The following is a 21,613-nucleotide window of genomic DNA, read 5'->3' as shown; positions in this document are numbered from 1 at the left end:
GAGGCAAACGATGGAACTTATTAATGTAAACATGCTCGGCATAAGCAAAGGCACCCCGGTTGAAGCCGCTGTGACGGCTAATTTCAATGGCGAGACGCATGAAGTTGGTCTTTATTTTGCAATGGCGCGTCAGGCTCAGAGGCAGGGTTACTCTGAGATAGCTGAGACCCTTAAGCGGATTGCATCCGAGGAGGCGGAACATGCCGCCAGATACGCTGAGCTTAACGGACTTATCTCTGAGAGCACTAAAGAAAACCTTGAGAAGATGCTTAACGGAGAGATAGGGGCAAACAAAGGCAAAAGAGAAGCGGCGCTCAAGGCAAAAGAGGTGAATGTGGACGAGGCGCATGATTTTTTTGACGAGTCTTCACGGGATGAGGCAAGGCATGCGATGATGCTCAAGGGACTGCTTGAGAGATTTTTCAAATAAGCTATGTTTGTAACGAGAAAGGCAGATTATGCTATCCGCTGTGTTCTTTACCTGTCACGAAATGCCCGGCGGCTGGCAAGTGTTGACGAGATATCAAGGGCAGTGCATGTTCCCAGGTCATTTCTCGCAAAAATCCTTCAGCGTCTGATGAAGACAGGGATTGTAAGCTCTGTGCGGGGAGTTAAAGGCGGGTTTCAACTTGCTAAAAACCCTCAAAATATCAATCTGTTGGAGGTAATAGAAGCCATACAGGGGCAATCGGCGGCAAATATATGCGCAATTGACAAAAGAAAGTGCAGCCTGAGCGCCAGGTGTGCAGTTCATCCTGTCTGGCTGAAAATACGTAAAAAAGTTGAACAGGAGCTTAGAAAAAATAACTTTGCCAGACTATCAAAACAGTGATAGAATTTGCTTTAAGCTTTTAATGCTTGAACAGTATAAGGAGGATTTAACATGTATCCAATATGGGAAGCGCCAAATTTAACTGCAGGTATTATTCTTGCGGTTATTGCAACCTTTCATATCCTGCCGTCTCATCTTTCAACGAGCGCCATGTGTTTTAATGTCTTTATTGAGACAAAGGCGTACAGGGAAAACAGGCATGAGCTTTTGGAATTCGTCAAAAAGTATACCCTGCTTCTGCTCGTCTTCGCATATGTTCTCGGCTCCCTCAGCGGTATCGGAATATGGTATGCCGCCACGGTCGCCAATCCGAGGGGCATATCGGGATTGATTCACAACTATGTTTGGGGATGGGCTACTGAATGGGTATTTTTCATAATTGAAGTTACAGGGATATTTATTTATTACTTCACGTTCGGCAAGGTAGATAGAAAAACCCATTTAAAAATAGGCTGGATCTTTACCATCGGCTCATGGACTACGATGGTGGTAATCGTCGGCATTCTGGCTTTTATGCTTTCACCCGGGAAGTGGATTGAGACAGGAAATTTCTTTGACGGATTTTTTAACAAGACATATTGGTCACAGCTTTTAGTCAGGACAATTTTGATGTTTGCCATTGCAGCAGTTTACGCTATTGCAGCGGCGGCAAGGCTTAAGAATGAAGATGTAAGAAAATTTATAATAAAGACAGCATCTAAATGGGGCATTGCAGGCTTACTGCTTGGCGGGACGGCATTTTTCTGGTATCTGAAGACCATCCCGGCAGCAGGGCATGAACTGATATAGACGCTTGCCCCGCAAGGGCTTAAGACAGGGATAATCGTATCTTTTGTCTTGCTGTTGTTCTATTTTATATATGCCAATCTAAAACCCCTGACTATAAGGCTTGTCACAGCGGTTTTAGCAATTGCTGTCCTTTTTGCCGGTATCTGGTCAGATGGTTGAAAGGCGGGGCTTTACAGATGCGGAAGAAATGAAGGGCTTTTTAGAAGGTCTGGACGGATATTTTTATATGCCGCCGTTTGTCGGGACAGAGGCGGAAAAAAACGCCCTTGCAAACTATTTAGTTTCGCTTAACAGGTAAGGAGGAAATCATGGAAATTGCAACAATGCTGAAGACATTACAAGACCCGATGGGCATACCATTCTATCCGATAGTCTTTCAGGCGCTGATGGTGCTTACTTTTGCCCTTCACATTATGTTTGTGAATTTCACCATCGGGACGACTTTTTTATCTTTGTACGGATATCTGAAGGGCGGAGAATTCTGGGGCCGCCTTTCTAAATCAATGGTTAAGGCAACAACAGCCAATATATCCATGGCAATGCTTTTGGGGGTTGCGCCTCTGCTTTTTGTTCAGGTGGTCTATGACCCTTTCTGGTATGTGTCCAACGCCCTCTCCGGCGTATGGGTTATAGGGTTCATCTTTATAATGATGACCGCGTATGGTTTAACCTATGTATTTTATCTTAAAAGGGATTCCCAGAGGGGAAAGGGCTTTGCTTTAACCGGCATTACAGCCTTTGGCCTTTTCTTCCTCGCAGGCATTATCATGCACGCCCTTAATTATCAGGCCCTTCAGCCTGATAAGTGGCTGGGCTGGTATATGAAGGGGAATGCCGTGAATACTTCAGGGACTTCTCTGCATGCCTTTCAGCTTCCGAGATTCCTGCATTTTATTATCCCGTCTTTTGCGATGACAGGGATTTTTCTGATGCTTTATGCATGGTATTTTCAAAAGAGGGAGGACATGGACAAGGGATACCTTGACCGGGTCGGCGTTATCGGCGCAAAGATGGCATTTCTCTTTACGGCGTTACAGGCGGTTATCGGCTTCTGGTGGCTTTTGAGTCTGCCCGGCGAGTTTAACTTTATCTCAAATCCGATATTCATGTCCGGGGCGGGACTCGGCATTGTACTGCTGGCATTGCTTTATAAGGCGCAAAACGCCCCCCTGAAATATGCAGTGCCGGCTGTAACCGGAGCTTTTTTGACCATTTTGGGGATGTCTTATGCCAGAGAGGCCTTAAGAATGAAGTATGCTGGCCGTTTTGGTTATTCAATCTTTGATTATAAATTGAACATTGACTGGGGAAGCACTGTTTTATTCCTCGGCACTTTTGTAATGGGATTGATAATAATTGCTTATCTCCTTTCAATTGCATACAAATCCGGCAGAACGGCAGGGCCGTACGATGCAACACCTTCAATGCATAAGTGGGGCAGGGCAAGCATAGTCCTGCTTTTGATGTGGATTGTTATTGTTGCAGGTTTGGGAATTATAATTTCAGTGAGAAATTATCTGTAAGATAACGAAAAGGAAGATGTTGAAAATACTTTTAGCTGCTTTGTGACATTATCGCTGATTTTCTACGCAAACTTTAGAAATTTCATATAGTGAACCTCCCCGCCGCAGAGACGGCGGGGTATCCTAAAGTCTTCCCTCTCTTGACGGGAGGGGATGAAGGGGAGGGTGAAAAAAACATCTTAATCACCCCCACCCTCGCCCTCCCCCGTCAAAGGGGAGGGAAGTATAAGGATACCCCACAGTCCCGAAGGCTTTCGGGATGGGGTATTGAAAATTTAATAACCATTATTTTATGGGTATAATTTTAACCTACCTTTTAGTTAGGTTAAGAAATACCCAATTTGTCATTCCTGCGAAAGCAGGAATCCAGTATTTTCAATCATTTTCTGGATTCCCGTCTTCACGGGAATGACATTTTCACGCAGGATTCATGTTACAATAACATTTAGTTTTTCTCTTGTGTTTTATGAATTAATATGAATTAAAAAGTAAAATCATGAAAAATATAAGCACCATCACATCAGTTACTACCTTCATTGCCATAGTAATTTCTTTTTTGGTTGCTATTATAATCCCAACAGGTTACTTGGTCCCTTCCCATGAAAATATTAAAGCACATCTTGAAGCAGATGCAGAGATGCTTGCAAGTATTATTTCAGATGAAATAGGCAGGAAACCAGACACATGGCCATATGTGCAAGAAAGGTTTAATGAACTGCTGTCACAACATCCAGAGCCGTATAACGATACATATAGAATCATTAACAATAATAACAAGGTTATAGCTGAGAGAGGTAACATTATATTAAAGTCGCCAGTGATGAGTAAGTCGCACAACCTGATTAAATCAGGCGTTGTAGTAGGAAAGGTTGAGGTTTTGAGATCTTTGCGTCCACTTTTAATAAATACTGGAATTGCTGTGCTGCTTGGTTTGTTTATTGGATCAGCTATTTTCTTTATGATGTATATTCTGCCCATTCGCACGGCAAGAGAATCAGAGAAGGCATTACAGAAAGCCCACAATGAATTAGAAGTAGAAGTAATAAAGCGGACCTCTGAACTAAAAGCGTCTAATGAGCAACTCCAAAGAGAAATTGTAGAACGCATACAGGCAGAGAAGATTTTGGCTGAACATACGTGGATATTAGATGCGTTTTTCAAAGATATAATTACTCCTTTAGTAGTTCTTGATAGAAATTTCAACTTTATCCGAGTCAACGAAGCATATGCCAAAGTCTGCCAGCGCGATATGTCGGAATTTTATGGACATAACCATTTTGAATTTTACCCATCTGCTGCCAAGGCAATATTTGAACGAGTGGTTGAAACAAAAGAGCCTTTCCATGCAATTGCAAGACCTTTTATCTTTCCCGATCATCCTGAATGGGGAATAACTTATTGGGACTGGATATTAACTCCTATTTTGGACAATGCAGGCGAAGTAGAATTTTTAATCTTTTCTCTTAATAATGTGACAGAACGCAAACAGGCAGAAGATGCGTTACAGGAATCTGAGAATAAATTTAAAAGCTTAGCAGAGGAATCACTTGTTGGCATCTACAGTATACAGGATGGAATATTTAAATATGTCAATCCAAAACTTGCTGAGATATTCGGCTATAGAGTTGAGGAATTGGTAGACAAAAAGGGACCAAAGGATCTAACTCTGCCGGAAGATTACCCAATTGTAGAAGAAAACCTTCGGAAACGGACATCCGGAGAAGTCAAATCCATTCAGTATAATTTCAGGGGGATGAAAAAAAATAAAGAGATTATCAACGTAGAGGTTTACGGCTCTCAATGCTTATATCAAGGACGACCAGCGATTTTAGGGACTTTATTGGACATCACCAATCGCAAACGTATTCAGGAAGAACTTAAACAGAGTTATGATACACAGAGCGTGATAAACGCAATTCTTTCTCTTTCACTGGGAAATATCTCTCTTGAAGATATACTGAAGAACGCACTTGACTTTATCCTGTCAGTCCCATGGCTGATTGTCCAATCAAAGGGCGGCATATTCCTTGTTGAAAATAGCTCCGGAGTTTTGGTAATGAAAGCTCAGGTCAAACTTGCCGAGCCGATACAAAAGGCATGTGCTCGGGTCCCATTTGGCAGATGCCTTTGTGGAAATGCGGCATTAACACAGGAGATACAATTTGCTGACCATATTGATGAACTTCATACAATCACATATGACGGAATTATTCCACATGGTCACTACTGTGTCCCTATAGTATACGCGGATAAGACACTCGGCGTGATTAATGTATATGTAAAAGAAGGACATACTTACAATCCAAAAGAGGTGACATTTCTTACCGCAATTGCACATACGCTTGCCGGTGTCATTGTGCGAAAGAGGGCAGAGGAGGCTGTCGGAAAAAAGACATTAGAACTACAGGTTCTACACAGCATTTCTACAACACTCGGTAAAACCCTTGACCTTCAGACAATCCTCAATGAGGCGCTTGAACAATTATTTCATTTTGACTTTTTAAAGATACAGGCAAAAGGAGGGATATTCCTTGTTGAGGAGAGGCAGCAGTGTCTGAGACTTGTAGCACACAAAGGGCTTTCTGAAGAATTTGTTAAACTTGAAAGCAGGATAGAATTTGGACAGTGTCTATGCGGTCTTGTAGCAGAGACTGGAGAACCGATAATATCCACAGACTGCTTTAAGGATGAAAGGCATACTACCCGGCCTTCCGGGATGGCCTTACATGGCCATTTTAATGTGCCTTTAAAATCAAAAGCTAAAATAGTAGGTGTGCTTTTTACATATCTCCCGCCTGATACGGTTATTGATGAATGGCAGAGACACCTTCTTGAAACGATCGGGAGTGAGATAGGGGTTACAATAGAGAATGTACTACTTTACGAGAATGTAAAAAATGAGGCAGAAACATCAAAGTCTCTCCTTCAAATAGTTGAGACATTGAATGTCAGTCTTAATGAGAAGGATCTTATAAAAAATATTTTAAATATTGTCCCAAAATATCTGAAATTTGAGAGAACGTCTTTCTTTTTGTATGACGAAGAACTAAAAGGTTTTGTATTCGTAGGAGGATATGGCCTAAGTCTTGTGGAAGAAGGAATCTTATTAACAAAAACTTTTAAAGAAACAGATATGCCTATAATTACCAAAGTTCTCAAAGGGCAGTACGTAATTGTTGAAAATGCCCGAGAAAGCGACCTTTTAAGCAAAGAATTAGTTGATACATTTAACATAGGCAGTGGTATATTAGCCCCGATCTCTTTCAGTGGGAAGGTAAGGGGTGGAATATTCTGCGACTATAAAAACGTTAAACCCATAGAGTCAAAAGACATAATGCTTTTAAAAGGACTTACAGACGGGATAGGGATAGCCCTTCAAAACAGCAAACTCTATAGGGAATCCATTGAGAGGATGATGGAATTGTCAAACAAGATTGAGACGATAAAGGCTATAAGTGAGATTGACAGGGAGATTCTCGCTTCACTTAATCGGGCTGATATTTTAAAAACAGCTACTGCATTGACGAGCAGGATAATACCCTGTGAGAGGGTGGCAGTCCTCCTGGAAGAAGGGGATATGTGTAAGGTGATTTCAGAGTGGGGTATGGGTGAATTCCAAGGTAAAGCCTATGACCCCCAAAATTCTTATTTTGAAAGAATCAAAATTAGACACAGCTCTTTATTTATTCCCAATCTATCTGAGGACAGAACTGAGTGTCAATACCACAAAGAACTGAATGCCCTCGGGATTAAATCGTCCATTATAATACCGCTTATCAGTAAGGGTGAAGTTATAGGTGCGCTTGATATCGGCTCTATATATTATGGGAGGCTGACCCCTTCTCATTTATCAGCAGCAGAACGTATTGCTTCACAGATAACTGTAGCGCTTGAGAATGCAAGGCTTTACAAAGACCTTGAACAACTGCTGATTAACACGATAACATCACTTGCATCTGCAATTGATGCTAAATCTCCATGGACTAAAGGTCATTCAGAGAGGGTTACGAAATTTGCTATTGAGATTGCAAAAGAGATGGGTTTAAAAAGCAAAGATATAGAACATATAAAGCTCTGCGGATTGTTACATGACATTGGAAAGATTGGAACTTATGATGTGCTTCTTAACAAAGAAGGTAAACTTACAGATGAGGAGTTTGAACTTATAAAGAGACATCCAGAGAAAGGCGCCGAGATACTCCAGCCTATAGAACAATTACAGGATGTTAGCCTCGGAGTTCACTTTCATCATGAAAGGTATGATGGGGAAGGCTATCCTGAAGGGCTCAAAGGCGAGGATATACCTTTATGTGCAAGGATACTTGCTGTTGCTGACTCATTTGACTCAATGACCGCAGACAGACCTTACAGACCATCTCCAGGAAAACAATATGCAATCACAGAGCTAAAACGCTGTGCAGGCACACAGTTTGACCCCAAGATAGTTGAGGCATTTCTCCATTGTTTAGAAAATAAAACTGCCGTGTAAAGTAACATCTGTATATCTATGTCTAAAATCATTTGACAAGGCATACACGGTTTGGTAGCATTTGAAAATCAGGAATAAAGCATTGCTTTGTCAGATGGTCTTGTTATAGTTAAGGGGGGGAACTATGTTAAAGGCAGTAGTTAATTGGGACCTTTGTGAGGGGTGCGGTTCGTGCGCGGATGTCTGCCCTGAAGTTTTTGAACTCAGGGATGACGGTAAGGCATATGTTTTAGTTGAGGACAAATGCGATACCTGCGACTGCCGCGAAGCCTCAGATATCTGTCCTGTGCAGGCAATCACAATAACAGAAGAATAGAAAAAATCTATTAAAGCGGGGGAGGCGGCAAAGAGGGGATAATAGAAAAAGGCGGATGAAGCGCTGTATCGGGCCAAACATGAAGGCAAAAACAGGGTTGAGATAAGCGATTAATGGATTATTCAATAAAAATATGCGGTGAGGCGGGGCAGGGCATCCAGACCATAGGCGATACGCTTGCAAAGGTATTTTCAAGAGCATGCCGGCATGTCTTTACGCATCAGGATTATGAGTCCCGTGTCAGGGGCGGACATAATTTTTTTCAGATAAGATTCTCTGATAAGCCCGTGGCGGCTTCAAGGAAGAAGATTGATATTCTGGTTGCATTTGATAAAGAAAGCCTCGTTCTGCATGAAAGAGAACTCTCAGAAAACGGACAGATTATTTATGATGCTTCTACAAATCCCCCCTCACCCCCCTTTGACAAAGGGGGGCGTGGGGGGATTTTAGATATTCCCTTTACAAAATTAGCAGTAGAGCACGGCGGAAATAAGCTGATGGCTAATACTGTTGCAATCGGCGCTGTGCTTGGCATGCTGGGGATGGAGCCGGATATTTTATTTGAGATTATAAGGGATACCTTTAAAAAGAAGGGCGAAGATATAATTAAGTCAAATATAAACGCTGTCATGGCAGGGCATGATTATGCCGTAAAACAATGTCTTAAATGCAATTTCTCAGCCGCGCCGTTATCAAAATCAAAGATGCTTATTTCTGGTATTGAAGCAATCGGTTTCGGTGCAGTTGCATCCGGATGTAAATTCTACTCGGCCTATCCCATGACGCCTTCAACCGGCATTATGAATTATCTTGCAGGAAAGGAAAAGGAATACGGAATCGTTGTTGAACAGGCAGAGGATGAGATTGCGGCTATTAATATGGCGCTCGGCGCTTCGTTTGCAGGAGTAAGGGCCATGACAGGGACCTCAGGCGGAGGATTTGCATTGATGGTTGAAGGGCTTTCCCTGGCCGGCATGACAGAGACGCCTGTTGTTATTGCATTAGGACAGCGTCCCGGACCTGCCACAGGTCTTCCGACAAGGACAGAGCAGGCTGACCTGCAGTTTGCACTTTACACTGCGCACGGGGAATTCCCCCGTGTAATCTTTGCGCCCGGCACGCCCGAACAGGCCTTTTACCTTACGAATAAGGCGTTTGATATCGCGGAGAAATACCAGATACCTGCATTCATTCTATTTGACCAGTATCTTGCCGACTCCCAATGGACGTTTGACGGTTTTGATTTAAACAGGATTAAATTTATGGATTACAAGCTGAGGGACGATTCGTTTAAAAATCTTTCTGAATACAAACGCTATGCCTTTACAGAAACAGGCGTATCGCCTTTAGGCCTTCCCGGAGATTCGGCGCACGTTGTTGTGACAGACAGCGATGAGCACGATGAAAAAGGGCATATTATTGAGGACGCCGAGACAAGGATAAAGATGGTGCAGAAAAGGCTATTTAATAAATTCGCGCTAATCAGGCAGGAAATGGAGCCGCCGGTTTTTTACGGCGATGATGAACCTGATATATTGATTGCAGGATGGGGTTCAACATACGGGGTTATGAAAGAAGTGGTGGATGCTTTTTTAGAAAATCCTCCCGTCCCCCCTTTGACAAAGGGGGGTGAGGGGGGATTTTCTATTAAAAAAATAGCCATGCTTCATTTCAGCGAAATATATCCCTTTCCATTATCGGTCTCTTGTCATTCCCGCGAAAACGGGAATCCAGGAGGTATAGATTCCTGCCTGCGCAGGAATGACAAAATAGGGGCAGAAAAATTTGATTACTTAAGCCTTCTGAACAATGCAAAACTTACTATTTGCATTGAAAACAATGCAACAGGGCAGTTTGCCCGCCTTATGAGGGCGGAGACAGGATATGAATTTAAAAATAAAATTAACAGATATGACGGAAGGCAGTTTTTGCTTGAAGAGTTGGTTGAAGAGATAAAAAAATGTGGGAAATAGTAGATAGAATCGGCAGGCTTTAATACTTTGACACTTTGATACTTGCAAAAAATAAACGGATAAAATTAGAAAAGGGAGCGTTTAGGGATAGAACATGCCGGATTTAAGTGACTATAAAGGACAAACACCTGCGTGGTGCATGGGCTGCGGCAATTTTGGGATTTTAAACGCATTTAAAAAAGCTGTGTCAGAGCTTGGCCTAGAGCCGCACAGGTTTACAATTGTTTCTGGAATCGGGCAGGCGGGAAAATTTCCGCATTATCTTAAATGTAATACCTTTAACGGGCTTCACGGCAGGACGCTTCCTGTTGCAACAGGGATAAGACTTGCCAACCATGACATGGTTGTAGCAGCGGTTGCAGGAGACGGCGACTGCTACGGCGAGGGCGGCAATCATTTCATTCATGCCATGAGAAGGAATATCAATGTGAAACTATTTGTCCATGACAATCAGATATACGGGCTTACAAAAGGGCAGGCGTCTCCGACAAGCATGGAAGGCATGGTAACGAAAAATCAGCCGTTTGGCGTGTTTTCCGAACAATTAAATCCGGTTGCTCTTGCAGTTGCCCTTGACTGCAGTTTTGCGGCAAGAGGGTTTGCAGGAGATATGGAGCATCTAAAAGGGCTTATAAAAGAGGCATTAAATCATAAAGGATTTACTTTAATTGATATACTGCAACCATGTGTAACTTTTAATAAAATTAACACATACGAATGGTATAGGCAAAGGGTCTATCACATAGAGCCTGAATATAACCCGGAAGACAGGGCAGGCGCTTTTAAAAAAGCCCTTGAATGGGGCGACCGCATACCGATAGGGATAATTTACAAAAACCACCGTCCTGTTTTAGAAGACAGGATTCCGGTAATTGCAGACAAACCGCTTGTAAGGCAGTTGTTTGATAGTTCAAAATTAAAAAACACGCTGGAGGAGTTTTATTAAAGATACTGACATAATCTATCCAAGTCCCACATCAAGAACCATCATCACGACAAAACCAAACATGGCGCCGAGGGTTGCAAAGTCCGTGTTGCCGTTTTTCTGCGACTCCGGGATTACCTCTTCAACCACGACAAATATCATTGCGCCTGCCGCAAAGCTCAGCGCATACGGCAGGATAGGCTGTGATACAATCACCGCAGCGGCTCCGATGACTCCTGCAATGGGTTCAACGACAGCGGACAGTTGTCCGTACCAGAAGCTTTTTGCACGCGACAGCCCCTCACGGCGCAGCGGCACGGAAACGGCAAGGCCTTCAGGAAAATTCTGAAGCCCGATGCCAACGGCAAGCGTTATCGCGCCGGCTATTGATGCGGAGGGAAACCCAGCGGCAGCTGCGCCGAAGGCAACGCCGACTGCAAGCCCCTCAGGTATGTTATGAAGAGTAATGGCAAGGACTAAAAGCGTGGTCCTTTGCCAGCTTGTCCTGATGCCTTCGGTTTGTCCTTGAGGCATATACAAATGGAGGTGAGGGAGTAATTTATCAATCGTCCATAAAAAAAGCCCGCCCGCGGAAAACCCTAACATCGGCGGAAACCATGCAGGGAGGTCTTTACCCTGAGACATTTCAATGGCCGGAGCAAGCAAAGACCAGTAGCTTGCGGCAATCATCACGCCTCCGGCAAAGCCGAGCATACCGTCAAGCATGCGCCTGCTTATGTCTTTTCCAATAAATACACACGCAGCGCCGAGGGCCGTAACTCCCCAAGTGAAGCATGTGGCAAGGAGCGCCTGAAGCACGGGATGAAAGTTTTCCATGAAAGTTAACATTTTCATATTATACACAAGAATCTTGTTGTCAGAAAGGACTTTTAGTGATAAAATTTTTTAATCAAATACTCAGCCTTTATTTTATTCAGGCATTTTTGGGTATAGGAATTCTCCTATGAATTTGAAATCAGGAGGTGAACGATGGTGAAAAACAGTTTTTTTGGGATAGTCTTTATTTGCGCTTTATTTATTGTCTGCTCTGGAAGTGTTTTTTCCCATGGGAAAAAAGCAAAAGCCCTTCCGCATTTTAAAGAAGGTGTGACAAAGGTGTCTGAGAATGAACTGTTCAGCATTGAGATAGTTCCAGACCCTGCACAGCCTAAAACAGGAAAGAACAAAGTTAAGGTCTATCTGCATGATGCAGAAGGAAGGGATCTTGAGGATGCAAAGGTTGAGCTTGAAGTTTGGAACAAGGATAAGGGCGAATTGTCAGCAGGGAAACCAAAGACAATAGAGATGGGACAGGGGGAATATATCATAAGAAATGTGATATATGACACACCGGGCAAGTATGAATTCAGGGTGAGGGTTACAAAAGATAATGACATTGACAGGGCAGTATTTGACGTGGAAGTAAAATAGACATATGATTTAGGTCAGAGGGGATTATGCTGTCTGATAATATGCTGTAAACAAGAAACGTAGTAAAGTGAAAGGAGGGGTTATGCCTTACACGGCAAAGGATTATACAAAACTTATCGGGACGGAGGGGTTCAGCGAGACGTTGCTTAAAAATCATTTCACGTTGTATCAGGGCTATGTAACCAACACAAATAAAGTTATGGATGCGCTTGAGCAGATGCTTAAAGAAGGTAAAACAGGCACGCCGGAGTTCGCCGAATTAAAGAGGCGTCTTGGCTGGGAATTTAACGGGATGAGGCTTCATGAATACTATTTTGAAAATCTTGGAGGCAAAGGCGGAATTAACAAACACGGCAGGCTTGCCGGGAAATTGACAGAGGGTTATGGAAGTTATGAGGCATGGGAAAAGGAATTTAAGGCAGTAGGCGCAATGCGCGGCATCGGATGGACTGTGCTTTATCAGGATACTTCAAATGAAAAACTTATTAACTTCTGGATAAACGAGCATGATATATCTCACCCGGCAGGCTGTAATCCTTTATTAATAATGGATGTATTTGAACATGCCTTTATGATTGATTACGGGTTAAAGAGGGCTGATTACATAGAGGTATTTTTTAAGAATATAAACTGGGATGCCGCAGAGGCACGGCTTCAATAAATATTATTGCAAAATTATCAATTAGCATTTCAAAATGCAAATTTTAAATGCTAAATTTGTCCCGACAATTCGGGAATGAATTTACAATGAATATTTTCTCTGTGTTCTCTGTGGTTAAATTTCTTAAGAAAAAGGGGGGAGGATAATGAATGCCATTGAGGTAGCGATAAAAATGGAAACTGATGCTATAAGGTTTTATGGCGAGGCGGCAGGCAGGATAAAAAACAATGTCGGCAGAAAGATGTTTTTGACTATTGCAAAAGATGAAGAAAGACATCTTGAAAATCTTTCCAGATTGTTGAAGGGTTCTCTGGACATGTCATATGAGGGCATCAGTCCGATAAAAAATGTTAAAACTGTTTTTAAATCAATGAGGGATGAGATGATGCAGAGGGTTGAGGCAACTACAGATGAACTGGAGGCTTTTAAGATAGCTATGCAGATGGAGAAGGAAGGAATTGAGTTTTATAAGAAGGCGCTTTCTGATTTGCAATCAAAAGAAGGGAAATCCCTGTTTGAAAGGCTTGTTAAAGAAGAGGAGGAACATTACAATATGTTTTCAAACACATATTCCTTCCTTTCTGACACAGGGAACTGGTTTATGTGGGATGAGCATGGCATTGTTGACGGCGGCACGCTGTGGGCTTGAATAGAGGCAGTATCAGAGTGTCAAAGTATCAAAGTATCGGTGATAAGAAGCAGAAGATAAGAAGCAGAAGGGGGTTAGAAGTAAATTTCATACTTTCTTTTTTAACAAAGGAGGGTGTCATGGAATTAATTCAGGGACTTAAAGAAAGACGTTCAATCAACTTTTTTGAGCTGGGCCAAGATGTGCCGGAAAGCAAACTTAAAGAACTAATTGAAATTGCAAACCTTGCGCCTTCTTCATTTAACCTCCAGCCGTGGAAGGCAATTATTGTAAAAAGCGCCGAGAGGAAAAAGGTTTTGAAAGGGTGTGCTTTTAATCAGCCGAAGGTTGCAGAGGCGTCAGCAGTATTGATAATGATTGCCGATCCCAATGCTGTTGAGGACCACATGGACAGGATGCTTGACAACTGGCAGAAACTCGGATATATGAAGCCGGAGATGAGAAACACTTATAAAGGCATGGCGCAGAATCTTTACGGTTCTGTTGACAGCCTGAAGAGAAAAATATTTGCCGTAAAAAACACCGCATTGTTTGCGATGAACCTGATGATTGCAGCAAGGGGGCTCGGACTTGAAACGCATCCGATGGACGGTTTTGATGAGGACTGCATAAAGAAAGAATTCAATATTCCGGGGGATAAGATAATTCCAATGCTTGTCGCTGTCGGATATCTGAAATCGGGGATAACACTTCTTCCAAGGGCATTCAGACGGGAAATTGATGAATTTGTGAGATTTGAGTGAGCGTAGAGTGAAAAAAACAAAAAAAACAACAAGCACAGCCGGTAAGACTTATCATCTGCGCGATGAACGCCCTCTTAAATCATCCGGCTTGCTGACTGAAACGAAAAAGACAGAGACAGTGCTGCGTGAAAGCGAAGAGCGCTACCGCCGGATTGTCTCGGCAGTTACGGATTATATTTTTACTGTTGATGTTGAAAGTGGACGCACGGTGCACACTGTGCATGGACCTGCCTGTGTAGCAGTGACAGGATATACTGCAGAGGAATTTGCCGCAGACCCGTATCTCTGGTTCCGCATGGTCTTTGATGAAGACAGGGAAGAGGTCAAAAGGCACGCAGAACGGATTCTTTCAGGAGATGACCCGGGCGCCATAGAGCACCGGCTCTGGCGCAAAGACGGAATGGTGCGATGGGTCAGAAATACTCCGGTGCTTCATCATGACCAGTCAGGTGCGCTAATCTCTTACGACGGTCTTATCAGCGATATTACTGCCCGGAGGGAGGCGGAGGAGGCGCTGCGTTATGAGCGGGACCGTGCCCAGGGCTATCTGGATACGGTTGAAGCCATTATTGTTGCGCTGGATTATAATGGGCGAATAACTTTAATCAATCGAAAAGGCTGCCGGCTTTTCGGCTATAGCGAAGATGAACTCATTGGTCAAGATTGGTTTTCTGTATGCTTGCCGCAACCGGATGGGATGGAAAACGTATATCCTGTTTTTTTAAAGATTATAGCAGGTGACATAGAGGCGGTGGAATATTTTGAGAATCCCATTATCACCCGGAGCGGCGAGTTGCGGCAGATGGCATGGCACAATACACCGTTGCGTGATAGTCGGGGACGAATTACTGGTACCCTGAGCGCCGGTAACGACATCACCGAGCACAAGAAGGCGGAGAAGACCTTGGTGGAGAGAAGAAAGCTGCTTGAGTTGAATGCTGACATAGGCGCGATATGGACCCAGGAAGAATCGCTTAGGGTAGCTCTGCAGGAAAGTGCCGAAGCCATAGTACATCACTTTGATGCGGCGTTTGCACGCATCTGGACTTTTAATCAGAAAGAGAATGTCTTAGAACTGCAAGCCAGCGCAGGTATGTATACCCACATCAACGGGGCGCACGGGCGTGTGCCTGTCGGGATGTTTAAGATAGGACTTATTGCTGAAGAACGCAAGCCTCACCTGACAAATGCTGTTATCGGAGATCCCCGCATTGGGGATCAGGAATGGGCAAAGCGGGAAGGGATGGTGTCGTTCGCCGGTTTTCCTCTTATTGATAAAGGACGGCTATTGGGTATTATTGCCATGTTTGCCCGCCACCCCCTCACTGAATTTATTTTCAACGCACTGGAGTTAATTGCAGACAGAATATCCATGGGAATTGACCGGAAGCTGACGGAGGAGGCGCTAAAAGAGTCGGAGGCTGAACTCAGAAAGGCAAAAGATGAACTTCAGCAGTGGAATCTTGAACTGGGGAAGAGGGTCCAGGAGAAAACTGAAGAGCTGCAGAAATCACAGGCAATGCTTTTTCAGGCTGAAAAGCTGTCTGCAATGGGGCGGCTTGCCGGAGGGCTGGCGCATGAGCTTAACACACCGCTTGCAGGACTGCTTCCCATGCTTGAAAAGTACAGGGAGAAAGCCGCAGGAGATGCTGAGGCGCATAAGGAGATAGATCTTATGTTTAATGCCTGTAGGCACATGACTGAGATAGTGAAGGATTTCAGTGCATTTTCCAGAAAGTCTCAGGATGAAATCTATATAATTAACCTGAACGAAATTATTGAAGCCACATTAAGCTTCAGCATAAAACAACTTTTGAAGGTGGGCATCAGGGTAAGCACGTATTACACGGAAGATCTTCCGAATGTCGCAGGAAAAACCACTGAACTTCAGCAGGTAATTTTAAATATGATAACAAACGCAAGAGATGCCATGCCGGACGGAGGCGAGCTGACAATAAAAACAGGATATTCAGAAGATAAAAATAATGTTATAATGGAATTTATTGACAACGGAATAGGCATTGAACAGGAAAACCTTACAAAGATTTTTGACCCGTTTTTTACTACAAAAAAGATGGGACGGGGAGTTGGGCTCGGGCTGTCGGTTTCATACGGCATTATAAAAAACCATAACGGTGAAATTATAGTTGAAAGCGAGCCGGGGAAAGGAAGCAAGTTTAAAATCTTTCTGCCCGTGCATAACATGAAAGGATAAAACTTTAATGGCAAAATTATTATTAGTTGATGATGATGAGCTGGTCCTCAATGCCTGGAAGTACCCCCTTGAGTCCGAAGGGCATGAGGTAAGGACTGCATTAAGCGGAGCAAAGGCTTTGGAAATATTAAGCAAAGAAAAGCCCGATATTATATTTACGGATCTTGTAATGCCGGAAATGAACGGGGTTGAGCTGTGCAGTAAGGCAAAGGCGATGTATCCCGGCGTGGAAGTGGTGCTGATCTCAGGGCATCCGGGTGAGATTGAGAAGCTTCAGATGGCTTTTCTGAACGCCGGAGGCAAAGATTTGTTTTTGAGGAAGCCGCTTTTACAGCAGGAAATTATAGATGCCGTTAAAACAATTATGCAGGGAAGGGGATAAGGGTATCATCAGCTTTCAAGCGCACTTAGATCCCACTGTATTAGCGCAGTTCTTATTCCGCTTATGTCTGTTTTATCCGTGATAGCCTTAAGTATCTTTGCCCTGTCTTTTGCGTCGCCGTATAAGATTGCGCCGATAATGCGATTGTCTTTAAAAACTAATTTTTTGTAAATGAAATTTTTACTGTCTTTTACCGTGACTGACTCGCATTTGCAGTCAGCATCAATAGCTCCTGCCGACACTAAATCAATCCCTGCAATCTTCAGGGTGTTGGACATTATAGTGCCGGTGTAAACGGCATCTCTGCCTGCCATATTTATGCCTGCGGTTTCACCCTGTTTTTCCGCCGCAGGCCAGATGCCGTAGAAAACGCCTCTATGCTGTATCAAATCGCCTGCCGCATAAATATCAGCTGATTCTGTCTGCATCCTGTCATTTACCATTAAGCCTTTTTCTATTTTTAAACCAAGTTTTTGAGCCTGCGCTGCATTGGGTCTTATGCCGGCTGATACAATTATCATGTCGCACTCAATACGCCTGCCGTCTTCAAGCATAAGCGCCTCTGTTTTATTACCTCCAAGTATCTCTTTGGATTTTGCGCCGAGATAAAAAGTAAATCCCATTTTCTCCATCTGTGCCTGAAATATCTCAGCCCCCTGAGAGTCCATCTGCCTCGGAAGAAGGCGTGATGAAGACTCAACGACTGTAATGGAATTGCCTATCTTCCTCAGAGCATTCCCTGCCTCAAGCCCGAGCACGCCGCCTCCGATAAGAAGGGTGCGTTTGGCATTTTTTGCATATTCTTTGATTGCAATGGCGTCCTTTAAAGTCCTGAGTGTGAAAACGCCTTTTTTGTCAGAGCCGGGAACCGGCGGCAGAAATGAAGAGGCTCCGGTTGCAATAAGAAGCCGGTCATATTTTAACCTGTCGCCTGAAGCGGTGAAGACTTCTTTTTTCTGATTGTCTATATCTGTTGCCTGTGAATTCAGGATAAGAATTATATTATTTTTCCTGTACCAGTCATCCTGTTTTAGCACAAGCGATTTTTCATCCGCACCGCCTGCAAGAAAATCTATGAGACGTATGCGGCTGTAAAACGGGTATGCCTCATCAGTGATGACTGTTATATTGCCTTCGCTGTCTATCTTCCTTATACTGACGGCAGCGGTTATGCCGGCAACTCCATTACCGATAATGACATAGTTCATTCATCCCTCAAATAAATGGATAGCGAGCGTATTCCCCGTGGTCTTGCCACGGGGTTAAGCGAGCGAATATGATATAGAAATTCCTTACATTAGATTCCCTGTGGTCTTGCCACAGGGTCTCCACTAATCCCTCCCCCTTGACGGGGGAGGGCGAGGGTGGGGGTGCTTTCAGTTTTTTTTTCACCCTCCCCTTCATCCCCTCCCGTCAAGGGAGGGGAGATTTATTTAACATGAATTAATGTGTTTGTATTAATATTCCTCGCACTTTACCATATAATAATTTGCCTCATGATCGCAGGCAGGGCATTTTTCAGGCGGCTCCTTGCCTTCATGCGTATATCCGCATTTTCGGCAGACCCATGTGACATTTTTATCTTTCTTAAAAACAGTCTTGCCCTCAACCTCCTTCAGCAATTTTCTGTACCTTCCCTCATGATGCACTTCAGCCTTTGATATGGACCTTAACCGTTTTGCAATTTCCGGCAAGCCTTCTTTTTCTGCAGTATCCGCAAACTCTGGATACATTTTTGTATTCTCATAATTTTCGCCTGCAATTGCAGCCTTCAAGTTTTCAATGGTATTGCCGAGTGTTATCGGAACTGCAGCTTCAACCACTATCTCATCAAGTTGCTCTCCGTTTTTCTGCTGTAATTCATTAATCAGTTTGAACAGCCATTTGGCGTGTTCCCTTTCATTGTCAGCCGTGATAAGAAACAACTCGGAAATCTGGTCCAATCCTTCTTTAAAAGCAGTCTTTGAATAAAACGTATAGCGGTTCCTCGCCATGCTTTCTCCGATAAATGCCTGTGTCAGGTTTTTAATTGTCTGTTGCATTTAGACCTCCCTTTTGTTAATTAATAGTTATTCACTGTTCACTGGTTCTTAAGTTTTTCTATCGCTTCTTTTGCAATCCCTCCGACAGTTATTTCCTTCTGGATCATCCAAAGAAGCCTGCCTATCAGATTTCTGACAATCTCAGGATTTGTCTTTGACAAACGGCCTGTTATTATGCCGACAGCCTCTATAGCCCTCCACGAGATAATGCTTTGCTTATCATAAGTCATGGAAACAAGCAGGCGCAGGACGCCTCTTTCCTGCACGGCTAATCCGGTTAATTCATTAAACTTTTTGTCTTGTAACAGATCCCGTATTTGTTTCTTTTGTATTAGAATTTACCACACCTTCACAAAGGCCTCTTTAGGGGCATTGCATACAGGGCACTTCCAGTCTGCAGGAAGCTGCTCAAACGGAGTGCCTTCTTCAGCTTCGTGATACTCATAGCCGCATACAGAACACTTCCACATTGTCTATTAACCTCCTTTATCTGAAACTGCAATTAACTAAAATTATAAATTAACAACTTCACCACAGAGTACACAGAGAAAAACTAAATTAAAAAATGATGAATGTCTTGGTTATTACTAATGAAATCGTAAGTAAAGCGACATTCCCGGCTATTCTGTCATTCCGGCTTGTCCGGAATCTTTCTTTGTCTTCAGAAGGATTCCCGACGCGCTCCGCTTGCGGGAATGACAAACTAAGAAGCTTTACTTAGGACTCCTTGTTTAGTTAAAACTTCCGATGATATTCTTTAACTTTTTTTGCGAATTCCCGGCCGAACTCATAACATCTTTTTTCGTCTTCAGATGACGCCTTGTAGAGAACCTGTATGCCGGGCTCAAAGATTTCAAGTCCCATTTTCCTGAATTCATCATAAGCGCCTTTTACCGCGCCGCCGCCCCAGCCGTAACTGCCGAATGCGCCTGCAATGCGGTTTGCGGGCCTGAGCCCACTGAGGTGCGATAAGAACTCCGCCACAGAGGGAAACAGAATATTATTAATAGTCGGAGAGCCGATAAGACATCCCCTTGCTTTCCAAAATTCCTTGATGGCTGTGCTCATCGGCGCTGCTCTTAATTTAATTACCTTGCACTCAATTCCCTCATCTTTGATACCCTGCATTATCGGGAGCGTCATCTGCTCGGTGCTGTGCCACATTGTATCATAAATAATTACAACACTCAGGTCTGTTTTCCCGTTTGCCATGTCAAGATACATATTGATTATCTTTGCAGGGTCTTTCCTCCAGATTATTCCGTGGTCAGGCGCAATCATGTCTATCTCTAAGCCGAGTTTCTGAATTTCGGCCATCTTGGATTTAATCAACTTTCCAAAAGGCATGAGGATGTTTGCATAGTAGTCTTTTACTGCATCATCAAGTTCAGCCGCTGAAAAGCACGAAAGAAACTCATCGTCAAATCTGTCTGCCGAAGCAAAATGCTGTCCGAATGCATCCTGAGATATCAGGAGCTGCGCCTCTTTGACATAGGTCATCATGGAGTCAGGCCAGTGGAGCATCGGCGTTTCAATGAACATTAAATTATATCTGCCCGTATTTAATGTATCGCCTGTTTTAACAATCCTGAATTTCCATGCTGATGTATCAAAAAGCCTGTCAAGCCCTTTCTTTCCCTTATCTGTGATGTAAATGGTTGCATCAGGGGTCAGCGCCATAATTTTATCAATGCTGCTTACGTGGTCGGGTTCTATGTGGTTTATGATTACGTTTTTTATCTTTGAAGGCTCTACGACGTGCTTAATATTGTCAATGGCTGTGCCGGCAAAATCATATTTGACAGTATCAAGCAGGGTGACCTGTTCATCCAGGATGAGATAATTATTATAAGTAGTTCCATTCTGGGTAATATATCCGTGAAAATCCCTGATGCCCCAGTCAATAGCGCCTACCCAGTAGATGTTTGATTTAATTTCTACAGCATTCATAGGGAATTTTTGTTTCTTCCGGGATTCCTGTGGGCACATATTCTATATTTGTCATTCCGGCTTGTCCGGAATCTTTCCTGTGATGTCTTCATATAAAAATGTATACAACGAAACACTTGTCCTTCATGCAGTTATTATATCAAAAAGATTCCGGACAAGCCGGAATGACATCCACATAAAAGCCGGAAGAAACTGTTTTTCTAACCGCCTTTCTTAATTGTTTAGTATATTACATCATCAAATCTCCAAAATTACAATGATTTTTATCATATGCAGTATTTTTGTTATAATAATTTTCATGGAAAAGTGCAGGGTGCATTTGCGCATCAGGGGTTTTGTTCAGGGCGTGTTTTTCAGGGCCAGCACAAGGGATATGGCACGCGGGCTTGGGCTGACCGGATGGGTAAGAAATATGCCTGACGGTAGTGTTGAGGTTGTTTTGGAAGGTATGGAGGATATGCTTAAGACTGCGGTTGCGTGGTGCCATAAGGGGCCTCCGGGCGCGCGCGTAAGTAATATTGATGAAAAATGGCTTGGATATACCGGGGAGTTCTCAGGTTTTGAAGTAAAATACGGGTTTGGTTAACCTTATGTTTATTATTATTTACTTTTAGTTATATCAATTGTTTCAAGTTATACTTTAAGTAGCCGTAAACCGTAATTAACTACTGATTAAACACTTTTTAACCACAG

22 protein-coding genes are annotated in these 21,613 nt (G+C 43.3%); 16 read left to right on the top strand and 6 right to left on the bottom strand.

The window, feature by feature from the left end:
- Positions 1–10 precede the first annotated feature (10 nt).
- The 9 genes from HZA10_05000 (at position 11) to HZA10_04960 (ending at position 10,868) form a co-directional block, all read left to right on the top strand.
- Positions 11–430 (top strand): rubrerythrin family protein, encoded by a 420-nt coding sequence (locus HZA10_05000; protein ID MBI5195657.1) that lies wholly within the window; start codon positions 11–13, stop codon positions 428–430.
- Positions 431–433: 3 nt separating this feature from the next.
- Entirely contained in the window at positions 434–832 is a 399-nt protein-coding gene (locus HZA10_04995; GenBank protein ID MBI5195656.1) for an Rrf2 family transcriptional regulator, read from the top strand.
- 51 nt (positions 833–883) lie between these two features.
- Complete coding sequence (locus tag HZA10_04990) at positions 884–1,621, top strand: cytochrome ubiquinol oxidase subunit I (GenBank protein MBI5195655.1); 738 nt, start codon at positions 884–886, stop codon at positions 1,619–1,621.
- A gap of 151 nt (positions 1,622–1,772) precedes the next feature.
- Complete coding sequence (locus tag HZA10_04985) at positions 1,773–1,919, top strand: hypothetical protein (protein ID MBI5195654.1); 147 nt, start codon at positions 1,773–1,775, stop codon at positions 1,917–1,919.
- Positions 1,920–1,929: 10 nt separating this feature from the next.
- Positions 1,930–3,144: a hypothetical protein gene (locus HZA10_04980; protein ID MBI5195653.1), complete on the top strand. Its 1,215-nt coding sequence runs from the start codon at positions 1,930–1,932 to the stop codon at positions 3,142–3,144.
- A 496-nt stretch (positions 3,145–3,640) separates the two neighbouring features.
- On the top strand, positions 3,641–7,633 hold the full coding sequence (locus tag HZA10_04975; protein ID MBI5195652.1) for a GAF domain-containing protein: 3,993 nt from the start codon (positions 3,641–3,643) through the stop codon (positions 7,631–7,633).
- A gap of 124 nt (positions 7,634–7,757) precedes the next feature.
- Positions 7,758–7,949: a ferredoxin gene (locus tag HZA10_04970; GenBank protein ID MBI5195651.1), complete on the top strand. Its 192-nt coding sequence runs from the start codon at positions 7,758–7,760 to the stop codon at positions 7,947–7,949.
- Positions 7,950–8,062: 113 nt separating this feature from the next.
- Positions 8,063–9,922 (top strand): 2-oxoacid:acceptor oxidoreductase subunit alpha, encoded by a 1,860-nt coding sequence (locus tag HZA10_04965; GenBank protein ID MBI5195650.1) that lies wholly within the window; start codon positions 8,063–8,065, stop codon positions 9,920–9,922.
- Between the two features lie 94 nt (positions 9,923–10,016).
- Positions 10,017–10,868, top strand: coding sequence for a 2-oxoacid:ferredoxin oxidoreductase subunit beta (locus tag HZA10_04960; protein MBI5195649.1), 852 nt, complete (start codon positions 10,017–10,019; stop codon positions 10,866–10,868).
- Between the two features lie 15 nt (positions 10,869–10,883).
- Here HZA10_04960 and HZA10_04955 read toward each other — a convergent pair whose 3' ends face one another.
- Entirely contained in the window at positions 10,884–11,696 is an 813-nt protein-coding gene (locus tag HZA10_04955) for a ZIP family metal transporter (protein ID MBI5195648.1), read from the bottom strand.
- Between the two features lie 141 nt (positions 11,697–11,837).
- On the opposite strand from HZA10_04955, the gene HZA10_04950 reads away from it, so the two are divergent.
- The 6 genes from HZA10_04950 to HZA10_04925 all read left to right on the top strand — a co-directional run bounded on the left by HZA10_04950 (position 11,838) and on the right by HZA10_04925 (position 16,928).
- Positions 11,838–12,278: a FixH family protein gene (locus HZA10_04950; GenBank protein ID MBI5195647.1), complete on the top strand. Its 441-nt coding sequence runs from the start codon at positions 11,838–11,840 to the stop codon at positions 12,276–12,278.
- Between the two features lie 82 nt (positions 12,279–12,360).
- The gene (locus tag HZA10_04945; GenBank protein MBI5195646.1) at positions 12,361–12,939 is read left to right on the top strand and encodes a superoxide dismutase; all 579 of its coding nucleotides are present in this window, start codon (positions 12,361–12,363) and stop codon (positions 12,937–12,939) included.
- 145 nt (positions 12,940–13,084) lie between these two features.
- On the top strand, positions 13,085–13,588 hold the full coding sequence (locus HZA10_04940; protein ID MBI5195645.1) for a ferritin family protein: 504 nt from the start codon (positions 13,085–13,087) through the stop codon (positions 13,586–13,588).
- A gap of 119 nt (positions 13,589–13,707) precedes the next feature.
- The gene (locus HZA10_04935) at positions 13,708–14,331 is read left to right on the top strand and encodes a nitroreductase family protein (protein MBI5195644.1); all 624 of its coding nucleotides are present in this window, start codon (positions 13,708–13,710) and stop codon (positions 14,329–14,331) included.
- A gap of 7 nt (positions 14,332–14,338) precedes the next feature.
- Positions 14,339–16,546, top strand: a complete 2,208-nt coding sequence (locus HZA10_04930) for a PAS domain S-box protein (protein MBI5195643.1) — start codon at positions 14,339–14,341, stop codon at positions 16,544–16,546.
- 7 nt (positions 16,547–16,553) lie between these two features.
- Positions 16,554–16,928 carry a response regulator gene (locus tag HZA10_04925; protein ID MBI5195642.1) on the top strand — a complete coding sequence of 125 codons (375 nt, stop codon included), beginning with the start codon at positions 16,554–16,556 and terminating at the stop codon, positions 16,926–16,928.
- Between the two features lie 8 nt (positions 16,929–16,936).
- Here the strand turns inward: HZA10_04925 and HZA10_04920 are convergent, their stop codons facing one another.
- The 5 genes from HZA10_04920 to HZA10_04900 form a co-directional block, all read right to left on the bottom strand.
- Complete coding sequence (locus HZA10_04920) at positions 16,937–18,136, bottom strand: NAD(P)/FAD-dependent oxidoreductase (protein ID MBI5195641.1); 1,200 nt, start codon at positions 18,134–18,136, stop codon at positions 16,937–16,939.
- 249 nt (positions 18,137–18,385) lie between these two features.
- The gene (locus HZA10_04915) at positions 18,386–18,970 is read right to left on the bottom strand and encodes a rubrerythrin family protein (GenBank protein ID MBI5195640.1); all 585 of its coding nucleotides are present in this window, start codon (positions 18,968–18,970) and stop codon (positions 18,386–18,388) included.
- A 38-nt stretch (positions 18,971–19,008) separates the two neighbouring features.
- The gene (locus HZA10_04910) at positions 19,009–19,236 is read right to left on the bottom strand and encodes a hypothetical protein (GenBank protein MBI5195639.1); all 228 of its coding nucleotides are present in this window, start codon (positions 19,234–19,236) and stop codon (positions 19,009–19,011) included.
- Between the two features lie 72 nt (positions 19,237–19,308).
- A complete protein-coding gene (locus HZA10_04905) occupies positions 19,309–19,440 on the bottom strand; it encodes a rubredoxin (GenBank protein ID MBI5195638.1) in 132 nt (43 codons plus the stop codon).
- Positions 19,441–19,705: 265 nt separating this feature from the next.
- The gene (locus tag HZA10_04900; GenBank protein ID MBI5195637.1) at positions 19,706–20,920 is read right to left on the bottom strand and encodes an FprA family A-type flavoprotein; all 1,215 of its coding nucleotides are present in this window, start codon (positions 20,918–20,920) and stop codon (positions 19,706–19,708) included.
- 298 nt (positions 20,921–21,218) lie between these two features.
- Here HZA10_04900 and HZA10_04895 point away from each other — a divergent pair, with 298 nt between their 5' ends.
- A complete protein-coding gene (locus HZA10_04895) occupies positions 21,219–21,506 on the top strand; it encodes an acylphosphatase (protein MBI5195636.1) in 288 nt (95 codons plus the stop codon).
- The last annotated feature ends 107 nt before the right edge of the window (positions 21,507–21,613 follow it).

It is taken from the genome of Nitrospirota bacterium (genome assembly GCA_016212185.1).
Taxonomy (GTDB): domain Bacteria; phylum Nitrospirota; class Thermodesulfovibrionia; order UBA6902; family DSMQ01; genus JACRGX01.
The sequence above is the reverse complement of the archived record's forward strand: the minus strand, read 5'-3'. Positions and strand labels throughout refer to the sequence as shown.